General features: G+C 64.3%; 12 protein-coding genes. 5 read left to right on the forward strand and 7 right to left on the reverse strand.

The genetic code is table 11. The features are described from left to right. Nucleotides 1–19 precede the first annotated feature (19 nt). Entirely contained in the window at nucleotides 20–946 is a 927-nt protein-coding gene (locus tag DUGA2_RS29780; RefSeq protein WP_229214800.1) for a DMT family transporter, read from the forward strand. Here the strand turns inward: DUGA2_RS29780 and DUGA2_RS29785 are convergent. Further along, entirely contained in the window at nucleotides 943–1509 is a 567-nt protein-coding gene (locus DUGA2_RS29785; protein ID WP_070272962.1) for a YceI family protein, read from the reverse strand. The two genes, DUGA2_RS29780 and DUGA2_RS29785, sit on opposite strands and share 4 nt — an antisense overlap. A gap of 156 nt (nucleotides 1510–1665) precedes the next feature. Between DUGA2_RS29785 and DUGA2_RS29790 the strand changes: the two genes are divergently transcribed. Continuing rightward, nucleotides 1666–2577, forward strand: a complete 912-nt coding sequence (locus tag DUGA2_RS29790) for a winged helix-turn-helix domain-containing protein (RefSeq protein ID WP_070272963.1) — start codon at nucleotides 1666–1668, stop codon at nucleotides 2575–2577. Here the strand turns inward: DUGA2_RS29790 and DUGA2_RS29795 are convergent. Beyond that, nucleotides 2574–3701: an acyltransferase gene (locus tag DUGA2_RS29795; RefSeq protein ID WP_070272964.1), complete on the reverse strand. Its 1128-nt coding sequence runs from the start codon at nucleotides 3699–3701 to the stop codon at nucleotides 2574–2576. The two genes, DUGA2_RS29790 and DUGA2_RS29795, sit on opposite strands and share 4 nt — an antisense overlap. 151 nt (nucleotides 3702–3852) lie before the next feature. Here DUGA2_RS29795 and DUGA2_RS29800 point away from each other — a divergent pair, with 151 nt between their 5' ends. Then, nucleotides 3853–4458 carry a hypothetical protein gene (locus DUGA2_RS29800; protein ID WP_070272965.1) on the forward strand — a complete coding sequence of 202 codons (606 nt, stop codon included), beginning with the start codon at nucleotides 3853–3855 and terminating at the stop codon, nucleotides 4456–4458. 9 nt (nucleotides 4459–4467) lie between these two features. Here DUGA2_RS29800 and DUGA2_RS29805 read toward each other — a convergent pair whose 3' ends face one another. The 3 genes from DUGA2_RS29805 to DUGA2_RS29815 all read right to left on the reverse strand — a co-directional run bounded on the left by DUGA2_RS29805 (nucleotide 4468) and on the right by DUGA2_RS29815 (nucleotide 8426). Continuing rightward, nucleotides 4468–5592, reverse strand: a complete 1125-nt coding sequence (locus tag DUGA2_RS29805; protein ID WP_070272966.1) for a DUF418 domain-containing protein — start codon at nucleotides 5590–5592, stop codon at nucleotides 4468–4470. A 62-nt stretch (nucleotides 5593–5654) separates the two neighbouring features. Then, nucleotides 5655–6377, reverse strand: a complete 723-nt coding sequence (locus tag DUGA2_RS29810) for a DUF6683 family protein (protein ID WP_070272967.1) — start codon at nucleotides 6375–6377, stop codon at nucleotides 5655–5657. A gap of 69 nt (nucleotides 6378–6446) precedes the next feature. Next, a complete protein-coding gene (locus DUGA2_RS29815; protein WP_070272968.1) occupies nucleotides 6447–8426 on the reverse strand; it encodes a helicase-related protein in 1980 nt (659 codons plus the stop codon). Nucleotides 8427–8568: 142 nt separating this feature from the next. Between DUGA2_RS29815 and DUGA2_RS29820 the strand changes: the two genes are divergently transcribed. Together DUGA2_RS29820 and DUGA2_RS29825 are read left to right on the forward strand one after the other, a co-directional pair. Then, nucleotides 8569–8877 carry a TM2 domain-containing protein gene (locus tag DUGA2_RS29820; RefSeq protein WP_229214801.1) on the forward strand — a complete coding sequence of 103 codons (309 nt, stop codon included), beginning with the start codon at nucleotides 8569–8571 and terminating at the stop codon, nucleotides 8875–8877. A 92-nt stretch (nucleotides 8878–8969) separates the two neighbouring features. Then, complete coding sequence (locus DUGA2_RS29825; RefSeq protein WP_070272970.1) at nucleotides 8970–9563, forward strand: YigZ family protein; 594 nt, start codon at nucleotides 8970–8972, stop codon at nucleotides 9561–9563. A gap of 12 nt (nucleotides 9564–9575) precedes the next feature. On the opposite strand, the gene DUGA2_RS29830 is transcribed toward DUGA2_RS29825, so the two are convergent. Together DUGA2_RS29830 and DUGA2_RS29835 are read right to left on the reverse strand one after the other, a co-directional pair. Next, nucleotides 9576–10781, reverse strand: a complete 1206-nt coding sequence (locus DUGA2_RS29830) for a DUF418 domain-containing protein (protein ID WP_070272971.1) — start codon at nucleotides 10779–10781, stop codon at nucleotides 9576–9578. A 63-nt stretch (nucleotides 10782–10844) separates the two neighbouring features. Further along, on the reverse strand, nucleotides 10845–11256 hold a 412-nt coding region (locus DUGA2_RS29835; protein WP_141753425.1), incomplete at its 5' end, for a response regulator.

Raw genomic sequence — 11256 nt, forward strand, 5'->3', positions numbered from 1 at the left:
GAACTCCTGGGGAATAGCTGTGCGTACGGAATACTTGAAGGGCATGGCGCTTTGCCTGACTGCGGCGGTGGCATGGGGCGTGTCGTTCCCCGTGATGGGGCTGGCGCTGCAGCGCATGGACCCGTTCAATTTCACCGCGTTCCGCTACGGCGCGGCGGCGGCCATCATGCTGGCGATCCTATTCTACCGGGAAGGCGGCGCGGCCCTGCGCCTGCGCGGCGAGCGCTACGTGCTGGCCTGGGCGCTGGGCTCGTGCGGCTTCTGCGGCTATGGCTTCTTCATCTTCCACGGCCAGCAGCTGGCCGGGCAATCCGGCGCCCTGTCCGCCTCGGCGATGATCGCGACCACGCCGATGCTGACGCTGCTCCTGAACTGGGCCATACGCCGCAAGCGCCCTACGGCCGTGGCGTTCGGCTGCATCGGGCTGTCGTTCTTCGGCGTGCTGCTGGTGGTGTCGGGCGGCGCCCCGGACAGCCTGCTGCGCCAGGGCGTCGGCGGCGAGTCGGCGGCCTTCCTGCTGCTCGGCGCGGCGTCGTGGGCGCTGTACACGCTGGGCGCGTCGTTCTTCCCGGCCTGGAGCGGCTATCGCTATTCCGCCATCACCACCGGCCTGGGCCTGACCACGATACTGGTCTCCGACCTGGCGCTGCAAACGCTGGGCTACATCCCCCGCCCCGCCCTGTCGGTGCTGCCTGCGCTGCTGCCCTACCTGGGCTATATGGTGCTGGTGGCCGGCGTGCTGGCGGTGTTGTGCTGGAACCTGGGCAACAAGATCATCACGCCGACCAACGGCGTGCTGTTCCTGGACGTGGTGCCGCTGACGGCGTTCGCGGTGGAAGCGCTGGCCGGCACGCCGATCGCGCCGGGCCAGCTGGCAGGAGCGGCCTGTACCGCTGCGGCGCTGGTGCTCAACAATCTGTACCAGCGCCGCGGCCAGGCGGCCTAGCCTTCCGAATTGGCGCTGATGGTCATGTGGACTTGCAATTCATCCGCCACCGACGTCAGGAACTTGCTGACGCCGAAGTCGGACCGTTTCAGCGTGACCATCGCATCGAAGCCAGCCTCGCTGGCCTTGGCCATCGGGTCCATGTTGATCTTGTTGATCTTCCCGTTCAGGACCACCGGCCTGGTGACGCCATGCAGGGACAGGTCGCCGCTGATCTTGAGGGTGTCCATCGGCCCCTTCTCGATGCGGGTGCTCTTGAAGGTGATCTCGGGGTAGGCGGCCGCATCGAGGAATTCGGCGGTCTTCAGGCGCTGGTCCAGCGCCGGCACGGCGGTGTGCAGTCCGTCCAGCGCCAGCTTGACCACGACCGAGGACTTGGTGACGTCCTTCCCATCCAACATCAGCTTGCCTTCGATCTTCTCAAAGCGGGCCACCGGGTTGGAGATGCCATGGTGATTCCAGCTGAACGCCACGGCGCTGTGGTTGGGGTCTATCTCCAGCGTTTCCGCGTGGATGGCCGGGGTGGCTGCGAACAGGAACAACGGGAACAAAAGATATTTCATGCGGAACTCCTTGTGTGAGGTGAGCCCTCACAATGCGGCGCACGGCGCCGGAAGTCCTGAAAACGGTCTGAAAAAGTTCTGAAACTCTCTGAAAAAGCCCTGATCGGGGCGCGCTATAATCCCGGACGATCAAAAATACAAAACTATCGGAGCGCAATGGAAACCACTGCAAAGCTGCGTATCGGCGCATGGTGTGTCGATACCGTGTCGGGCGACATGGCGCGGGACGGCGCGACGGTGCGGCTCGATCCGCGCAGCTTGCGCCTGCTGCTGTGCATGGCCGGACGCGCGGGCCAGACCGTCAGCGCCGAAGACTTGCTGAGCGAGGGTTGGCCGGGCGTGATCGTCACGCCGGATTCGGTGTACCAGGCGATCGCATCGCTGCGCCGCGTGCTGGGCGACGACTCCAGGCAAGCCAGCTACATCACCACCGTGCCGCGCCAGGGCTACAAATTGGTGGCCGAGGTCGCGCCATGGGACGTCCCTGCCGCGGCGCCGGCCGCAGGGGACGGCGCCGCCACGCAGCGGAGCAACCACGCCTCGCGCAGCCGCCTGGTTTTTCTGGCGACCGCCTGCATCCCCATCGCGATCGGCGTTGTTTTCTGGCTCAACAACACGCAGGCCAACGGCCATCCGGGCGCCACGATGGCCCAGGCAGCGGTCAGCCCGGCATCCATCGCCGTGCTGCCATTCGCGGATTTAACGGAAGGAATGAAGAACGAGATCTTTGCCGACGGCATGACCGAAGAACTGATCGGCCGCTTCAGCAAGATTCCAGGCTTGAAGGTGCCGGCGCCCAGCGCCTCCTTCTACTACAAGCACCGGCAAGCGGAAGTGGCGGAGGTGGCGGCCAAGCTGGGCGTGGCCTACATCCTCGACGGCAGCGTGCGCAAATCCGGCAACACCTTGCGTGTCGCCGCGCGCCTGATGAGGGCCGACAACGGCTTCATCATCTGGTCGGAAACCTACGACAAACCCTTCGACGATCTGCTGGCGGTGCAGGACGATATCGCCACCGCCGTCACCAAAGCGCTGACGGCGACCATCGCCAAAGGCGCCGGCGGCTAGGCCGCCACCGTCCGCGGCGCCAGCCGCCGCGAGGCGAACTGGAACACGCGTCCCAGCGGCGTCTCCACCCAGCGGAAGAAGACGGCGCCGGCGGCCAGGCTGGCGGCCCAGGCCGTCAGCATGCCCAGCCCCTGCCACAGCGGCTCGGCCGGCGCCAGGCGCGTGAACGCGGCGTTGACCAGCAGGCAGACCGGGAAGTGGATCAGGAACACCGAGTACGAAATCTTGCCCAGGCCATTGACCGCCGACCAGGCGCGGCCGGTGGCCACCGTCTCGGCGCGGCCGAACAGGAACAGCAGGCACGCGACCACCAGCGCCAGCGCGACGCGGCTGCGGAAATCCAGGAACAAGGCCACGGCGACCGGCAGCAGCGCCATCGCCAGCAGCAGGGCCACGGCGCCGGGTTTGCGGCAGCGGTCGCTGGCCCACCAGGCCATCATGCCCAGGCCATAGCTGCCGAAGAAGTACGGCGCCCAGTTATCCCAGTCGGCGTCGAGGTTGAAGTGCAGCAGCGACAAGGTCAGGCCCAGCGCGGCCAGGCAAGGCATCAGCCACGGCCGCGGGCGACCGCCGGCCACGCGCCCGCCCACCCACAGCGCCAGCGCCGTCAGCGCGTACAGCTGGAAATCGATGGCGACATACCAGGCGCCGGCCGACAGCGATGGATAGCCCAGCACGCCATGCAGCAGCAGCGCGTGGGCGCTCAGCTGGCTCAGCGTGGCGGGGGCGGAAATCGAAGTGTGGTTCATCCAGCCGGCGGCCAGCGACGATGCGGCGGCGGCCAGCAGCGTGGCGGCGATGAATGGCGGCGCCAGCTTGACGTAGCGGCGCCAGACCACGCCCAGCGGATAGTCCATCCCGGGCCGGCCCGACGGCGACAGCGATTTGGCGGCCAGGAAGCCGCCGATGACGAGGAACACCTGGACGGCGATGCGCGCACTGCTCCCCAGCCAGTCTATCAGCGCCGGCAACAACGGCCGCACGTGATCGGACATCGGTCCATAAAATGCCAGGTGATGCAAGACGATCAACTGCGCCGCACCGACCTTCAACAGATTAATCAAGCCAAACTGTGGCTGGACCGCGTCGTCCGCGCCAGCCTCTCCCCTTGCTACACCACTCATTCCCATCCCTAAACATCCAGCTTGCGCTAACCGGCCGCCATGATAGCCGAGCTTGGCTGCTTGATGTCGCCAGTTTGGTGACAAAGCACGTATTTCTTTGGTGCACTAAAGTTGTATGATGCGGTCCGGAAATTATCAAAAAGGAAAAGCAATGTTATTTATTTGGGGCAAACGAAGCTACGGCTCGGTGCAAAGCGTGGGCAATACGTCGGTCAAAACTGTGTTCGGCCATTTCTGGTATTTGCCGTTGTTTCCCATGGCGAGCTACTACGTCGAGAGCAAAAGCAAGGCCTGCTATAAACTCAACGCTTTCAACTGGCGCTCGGTCCTGTTCGGTTATCTGCGGGTATGGCTGCCGCTCATCGCCGCGATCGCGCTGTTCATGACGTATGCGGGCGATGGCAGCCTGCTCGTTGGCGCCGTGGCGGCACTCAGCATCGCCGCCTTTGTCAGCACCTATATTTACGACAAGAAGTCGCGCGAGCAAGATGTCGCCAAGTTGCGCGAAATGATGCAGCGCCATTTTGGCGTGGCCATCGATCCCTTCGCATGCCTGGACAACCTGCAAGCGGAGATCGACCGGAAATCCCAGGCCGACACGACGGAATCGCTGGAAGCCAACTGGTACAAGAGCGCCATCAAGGACGCCTTCGCCAGCAAGCAGACGCAGGAACTGGCGCTGCTGCGGGCGCGCTGCGACCAGCAAGACCAGTCGCTGCAACAGCAAGTGCTGGAGAAAGTCGCACGCGCAGCCTGAGCCGCCAACTCAGGACGTACGCCGCATCGGCTGCATGGTTCCGTACATCAGCGTCCGCCACAGCCACTCCAGCGGGCCGAAGCGATAGCGCCTCAACCACCAGGCGCTGATCGCCATCTGCGCGGCGTACACGGCGATGCCGAGCACCAGCACGGGGGCCGCGCCCAGGCGTCCGAACTGGCCCAGGCCGTAGCCGAAGAAGATCCATCCAAAGATCAAGGACTGGGCGATGTAGTTGGTGAAGGCCATCCGTCCGATGGCCGCGCAGCCTTGCAGCAGCCGGCGCGCGGACGAAAACTCCACCAGCGCCACAATCGCCGCGCCGTAACCGGCGGCCAGCAGCGTCTGGCCGACGCCGCCCATCGCATCGAGCGCGCACAGCGTCCCGCCCACCGCCACGCCCAGCACGGCCACCGTGACGAACAGGCGCTTGTGCCGCTGCGGCTGCCGCATCACGCCGCTGCGCCAGGCAAGCGCGCCCAGCAGGAACAAGGCCAGCGTGCGCGGGAAGATGAAAAGGTGCAAGGGCAGCAGCGCAGGCAATTCGTCCTGGCTGAACCGTACGATCTCGGCCATGCTGCCGGTCGCGTAGACCTTGCCGGCCAAAGCCACATGCTGCTGCAGCCACGCGGCCTGCGGCCACGGTATGCCGACCGGCACCACGCCGATGAACAGATACAGCGCGTACATCGCGGCCGCGCCCAAGGCCAGCGCCCAGGCCGGCGCGGCCAGCATCGGCAACACCAGCAGGCCGGCCAGCGCGTATTCGGTGAGGATGTCGCCGTTCCAGATCAACAGCAGATGCGCCAGCCCGAACACCAGCAGCACCAGCAGCCGCCGCGTGAGCCAGTAGAACGGCCGTCCCGTCCTGCCGAGGCGCTCGAACTGCACCGCCAGCCCGACGCCGAACAGGAAGGAAAACAGCGCGAAGGCCTTCATCTCGAAGCCGACATGGACGATGGCCTCGACCAGCCTGTCCCACATGTCCGCGCCAGGCGCGGGCGGCAGGAACTGCTGGAATATCGACACCCGGAACTCGGTCACGAGATTCACCGCCAGCACGCCAAACAGCGCGACGCCGCGCAGGATATCGATCGCGCCGATGCGCTCGTCCGAACTTTGCCGCTCACTCATACCGCGCCTTGTCTAATCAGATGGCGCAGATAGTATCGATGGGTTTCCTAAAAAGCAATCCCCTACTCCAGCACGGCGCCGCGCGCGCCGATGTGCAGGCGTTCGGGGTCGGCGCCCAGCACCAGCTTGAGGTTCTCGCGGGCGGCCGCGCGCAGATTGGCTTGCTGGGTCGGCTGCGGCGTCTGCTGCAGCGACTTCTGCGCCAGCGCCATGAAGGTCCCGACCATCGCGCTTTGCTCGTACAGATTGCGCAGCGATGCGGCGCTCTGCTGCCTGAAGCTGCCGGCCAGTCGCGGATGGTTGCGCATCTGCCGGGCGACCGCGGCGAAATCCTCGTCCGCCACCTCGGTGTCGCGCATGGCCATGTAGTTGCCGACCACGAATGCGGCCAGCGCGCCGCCGACGTCGTTGCGGGACCAGCCCATCTTGGCTTCGATCTTCTGGTAGACCTCCATGCTGTCCTGGTAGGCCTGCGCCATCGGTGCGCGCTGCGCCGCAGGGAAGCGCTGCGCCAACTCCTGGGCGTTACGCTGCACGGCGGGCGGCGCCTCGGCGCGCAGCGGGGCCGGGGCCGCCGCCGATTTCTTATCGCCGGGCGTGGCGGCGTCTATCATGTTCAGGTTGTGTATCGTCGCCAGCTGGATGAAGTTGGACATCGGCACGCCGTAGCTCGCGTAATCCTGTCCCAGCCACTGGGCTTGCGCCGGCCAGGCCGCCATCAGCAATGCCGCCGACGCCACACCGGCCAGCAGGCGGCGCGCAGCGATGAAATCGTGTGTAGTCATGCAGTCCTCCTCGCGGATCGAGGCATGAATATTATCAAATGAACACCGGCCGCAGCGCCCGGTACACGCTTAGCGGCGGAACTTTTTCGGCTGCCGTTTGCGGGCGGCCGAGTTTTGATCCTGCAGCATCGCATCCACGCGCTCGGACGCCAGGCGCGACAGCTGCTGCGCCAGCGCCGTGTCGGGGAAGTAGTCGGGCTGGCGGTAGGCCAGCCAGGCGTAGGCCGAATACAGGCGGCACGCATCCTCCACCTCCTGCAGCGACAGGTAGTGCAGCGGCGCCTGTTCCAGCTTCAGGTGCGTGATCTTCTTGGCGGCCAGCGAGGTGGCCCAATGCTCCCACGCGCGCTGCAAGGACGGCACCTTGGACGAGATCGGCACCAGCGACAGCGCGAACTTCTCGGCCACCGTCAGCGCCAGCGTATCGAGCCAGGCGGCGCGTTCGAACTGGTCCTCGGTGATGCGCGGGTAGAAGAAGCCGTCCGGCACGTCGATATTGTGGACGAAGCGCTTGAGCAGCTTGGCCAGCGCATGCTCGTTGGTCACGGACGAGATCCGGTGCAGATGCTCCAGCGTCGGCGCCACGGCGAAGCCGGTGGTCTTCAGCGGCACCGGCTTTTCCGCCAACAGCGAGCGCATCACATTGTGCGTCTCGTTGTCGTAGCCGGCCACCAGGCCTTCCTCGTGCACGCCGAAGCGCCCAGCCCGGCCGGCGATCTGGCGGGCCAGCGCGGCCGGGATCTCTTCCTCTTCGTAGCCGTTGTACTTGACCGAGGTGGTCATGACGATGCGCGCGATCGGCATGTTGAGCCCCATCGCAATCGCATCCGTGCCCACCACCACGTCGGCGGCGCCGTCGCGGAAACGCTGCGCCTGCGCACGCCGCACTTCCGGCGACAGATTGCCGTAGACGGTGGCCACCGACAAGCCCAGCTCCGTCACCATGTCGCGCCACATCAGCACCGCGCGGCGCGAGAAGCAGATCACCGCGTCGCCACGGCGCAGATTGCTCAGCTTGCGCACGGCGGTCGGCTCCATAGCCAGCGGGCCTTTGCGCTTGAGTACATGCACTTCCAGCTCGCACTCCAGCCGCGCGGCCAGCACTTCGATGGCGCGGCGCGCTTCCGGTGCGCCCACCAGGTAGACGACGTGGGCCGGCGCGCCGCACACGGCGGCGGTCCAGGCGGCGCCGCGGTCGCGGTCGGCCAGCATCTGGATTTCATCGATCACGGCCACATCGACCGGCGTGCGCGTGTCCAGCATTTCCACCGTGCTGGCAACGTGGGTGGCGCCCGCCACCAGGCGGCGTTCCTCGCCCGTCACCAGGCTGACGGCCAGCGGCTTGCCGTGCGCCTCCATGCCCTGCAGGCGCTCGTAGTTTTCCAGCGCCAGCAGGCGCAAGGGCGCAAGGTAGACGCCGCTTGGCGCCTTGGCCAGCGCTTCAATCGCCTGGTGGGTCTTGCCGGAATTGGTCGGCCCCAGCAGCGCGATGAACTTGCGTTTGATGCGCCGCGCCACCTCGAACGAGGCCGGATATTCGGCCAGGTTGATGCTCTGGCGGGTGCGTTCGGCGTGCTGCTCCTCCATGTCGCGCTCGACCGCGTGCTCCAGGCGCTGGCGGATGCGGTCGAAAACGATGCCGGCCGGCTCGGAAATGAGCATCTCCGCCAGCGCGCCCAGGAAAGGTTGGGCATCGAGGCCGCAATCGTCGCAGGCGTCGGCCATTTCCTGCACGAAGGCCTGGACGTAGCCGCGCAGCTCGGCGGCGACGGCGTCGCTGGCGCGCTCCATCAGCAGCTGGGAGCGCACGCCCGTATCCATCTTGCGCCACTTGGACGATTTGGCCAGCACGCCCTGCGCCGGCACCAGGTCGTAGGGCACCTTCAGCCCCGCATATTCGACCATGCCGCGCAGCCGCAGGAAGACGCGGCCTTCCTGTCGCGCCAGCACCACACCCTTGTCGGCCAGCCCGAGACGACGCATCAAGTCGTCATCTTCGCCCTGATCGCTGTCGGGGGCGGTAGAGTGCGGCGCGGGGGAGGAAGTCATGGATGGGTACTCGGATGGATGGGCTGGAATTTTAGCAGATCGTTACAGTTGGTGAGAAAGCAGGCCGGGGCTCCCACCTATAATGTTCCGCCTAGGCAAGCTAGCCTACAACAACAATACACAACAAAAGGAAAACATGGGCATGGTATTCTGCCGCGGCTGCGGCAAAGAAATTCACGAAACGGCGCCGAGCTGCCCGCACTGCGGCGCTCCGCAACATGCCTCGGGCGCTTCCGGTCCGCGCTCGGACAAGGATTATGTCGTCACCGTGCTGCTGTGCTTCTTCCTTGGTTTCCTCGGCGTGCACCGTTTCTACGTCGGTAAAATCGGCACCGGCATTCTGATGCTGCTGACTTTCGGCGGTTTCGGCATCTGGGCACTGATCGACTTTATCATGGTCGTCCTGGGCAGCTTTACCGATAGCGACGGCCTGAAAATCACCAATCGCTGATATTCCCCTCCCCGGCAGGATTTTGTCTTTCCTGCCGATTTCTGGCACCATAGCCCGGTTTACACCGCCGCCGTGCCAGAAATCTCCCCGCCATGCCCTATTCCATCGCCGCAGCCGTTCACAGCGAATTGCTGATTAAAAAGAGCCGCTTTATAGCCTGCGTTCAGCCGATGACCGACCGCGGCGCCGCGCAAAAAGTGGTGGCGGAATTATGGGCGCAACATCCGGGCGCCGCCCACGTTTGCTGGGCATTATTAGCCGGTGGCCAATCTGCGGCCGTGGATGATGGCGAACCCAGCGGCACCGCCGGCCGTCCCATGCTCGATGTATTACGCCACCAGGATCTGGAGGGCGTATTGGCGACCGTGGTCCGTTATTTCGGCGGCGTTAAATTGGGCGCGGGCGGACTGGTGCGCGCTTATACCGATGGCGTGGCCCAGGCATTATTAAAGTCCGAGAAAATCCCGATTATCAAGCTGCATTACCTGACCTGCACCGCGCCTTATGCGATGGAGGGCATGGTGCGGCGTGAAATTGAAATGGCGGGCGCTCATCTCGATAACGTCACCCATTCCGACGAGGTGCGGTTCGAATTCAGCCTTGCCGACAGCGCCGCCGCGCAATTAATCAGCCGATTGAATGAGGCCGGCCACGGCCGCATTCAATGGATCGCTCCCGACGAATAAGCCGCCCGCCCCTCACAAGCTGCTTTTTGGTATATTCGCGCCAATATTTGGCACGGCTTCGCTATGGGCACCGATCCAGGTGGCTTTGTGCCACAGCGTTTCAAGCGGTCCCTGCTTGTGACGGCCCAGCCACCAGGCGCTGAACTGCCTTTGCAGCAGCGCCAGCACCAGCCCTATCGCCAGCGCGAAACTGGCGCCGGTATATTGGTACATGCCGAGGCCGAAACCATAATATATCGACGTGCCGATAATGGATTGCACCACATAACTGGTCAAGCTCATGCGGCCAAGCGGCGAGAATATTCCCAGCCAATTGCCGGAATAAGACAGCAGCGTGAAACTGGATACCAGCACCGCCATGAAGGCCAGGTTGGACCACGAGGTGACAATGATTAATAATGGCCGGCGCAATGCCGCGCCGATATGCCAGGCTTCCGGCCAGGTCTTTAGCAGATATAGCGGAATAAACGCCAGCACCGCCATCGTCAATGTTTTACGCCAGAATAGACGATGGGCGTCGGAGGGAATAAACAGCGATTTTCTGCCGGCCAGCATGCCCAGCATGAATAATGCGGGGATCTGGAATATCCGGCCATTTTCCCAGCTCCAGCGGATCACGCCGATTTTCCCGTTGGTTAAATTCCCATACCAGACTTCCCACGCCGAACCATGCGCCATGTATTTTTCGGCGCGGCCGAAATACGCCCAGGAGGCGGGATCGGCGAGTTTCTCGTCCGGCGCCGGCAGCGCCTGGAAAAACTCTATCCACGCATGCGGTTGCAGCAATAAGAATACGGCGATGGCGACTACCGCCCCGCTGCGCAGCCGGGCCACCGGTATCAGCGCCAGTCCCAATACCGCGTAAATGCTGAGGATATCGCCGTGATAAAACATCGAATTAAACAGGCCGAATCCCAGCAATAACACCATGCGCCAGGCATAGCGGGCGCGGAAATCTTCGCCGCGCTGTTCCCGCCTGTGGTCCTGCAAATAGAAGGTCAAACCAAACAGCAGCGCGAAGATCGCGTAGGACTTGCCGCCGAACAGGAAAAACAGGCTGTCCCAGATCGTCTTGTCGACCGTCTTCAGCCAGACCGGCAATCCAGCCGGGACAAAGTAGAAATCGAAGTGTTCGATATTGTGCAAAAGCATGATCGAGACGATGGCGAAGCCACGCAGTGCATCGATCGCATCCAGACGGGAAGAGTTGGTGCCCATGATGTTCCATCAACCTTGGCAAAGTGAATAGAATGCCAAGTATAAATGGAAACGTTACCAAAGCTATGGATTTTTAGCGGCGGCGCAGTATCGGGCCACCGTCGCGACCATGTCTTCGAACTCGATGGGCTTGGAAATGAAATCGTCGACGCCGGCGGCGCGGCATTCGTCGCGCTCGGCCTCCAGCACATTGGCCGTCAGCGCCAGGATCGGCAGGCTGGTGTGGCCCTGCGCGCGCAGCAGGCGGGTAGCCTCGTTGCCGTCCATGACGGGCATCTGCATGTCCATCAGCACCGCGTCGTAGCGCGGGCCGCTGGCCACCCGGTCCACGCCTTCGCGGCCGTTGCCGGCCACGTCCACCTGGGCGCCCTCCAGTTCCAGCAGCGCCGATGCCACTTGCTGGTTGAGCGGATTGTCCTCCACCAGCAGCAGCCGCAAGCCCGCCAGCCGCCGCGCCGGCGCCACGGCCTGCGCC

Origin of the sequence: Duganella sp. HH101, assembly GCF_001758795.1 — a bacterium.
Lineage (GTDB): Bacteria > Pseudomonadota > Gammaproteobacteria > Burkholderiales > Burkholderiaceae_D > Rugamonas > Rugamonas rivuli.

Excerpts from the sequence above, each read along its gene's own strand:
- DUGA2_RS29825 (WP_070272970.1), top strand. The coding sequence starts at position 8,970 with ATGCCCTATTCCATCGCCGCAGCCGTTCACAGCGAATTGCTGATTAAA.
- DUGA2_RS29815 (WP_070272968.1), bottom strand. The coding sequence starts at position 8,426 with ATGACTTCCTCCCCCGCGCCGCACTCTACCGCCCCCGACAGCGATCAG.
- DUGA2_RS29810 (WP_070272967.1), bottom strand. The coding sequence starts at position 6,377 with ATGACTACACACGATTTCATCGCTGCGCGCCGCCTGCTGGCCGGTGTG.
- DUGA2_RS29820 (WP_229214801.1), top strand. The coding sequence starts at position 8,569 with ATGGTATTCTGCCGCGGCTGCGGCAAAGAAATTCACGAAACGGCGCCG.
- DUGA2_RS29805 (WP_070272966.1), bottom strand. The coding sequence starts at position 5,592 with ATGAGTGAGCGGCAAAGTTCGGACGAGCGCATCGGCGCGATCGATATC.
- DUGA2_RS29790 (WP_070272963.1), top strand. The coding sequence starts at position 1,666 with ATGGAAACCACTGCAAAGCTGCGTATCGGCGCATGGTGTGTCGATACC.
- DUGA2_RS29800 (WP_070272965.1), top strand. The coding sequence starts at position 3,853 with ATGTTATTTATTTGGGGCAAACGAAGCTACGGCTCGGTGCAAAGCGTG.
- DUGA2_RS29785 (WP_070272962.1), bottom strand. The coding sequence starts at position 1,509 with ATGAAATATCTTTTGTTCCCGTTGTTCCTGTTCGCAGCCACCCCGGCC.
- DUGA2_RS29830 (WP_070272971.1), bottom strand. The coding sequence starts at position 10,781 with ATGGGCACCAACTCTTCCCGTCTGGATGCGATCGATGCACTGCGTGGC.
- DUGA2_RS29795 (WP_070272964.1), bottom strand. The coding sequence starts at position 3,701 with ATGAGTGGTGTAGCAAGGGGAGAGGCTGGCGCGGACGACGCGGTCCAG.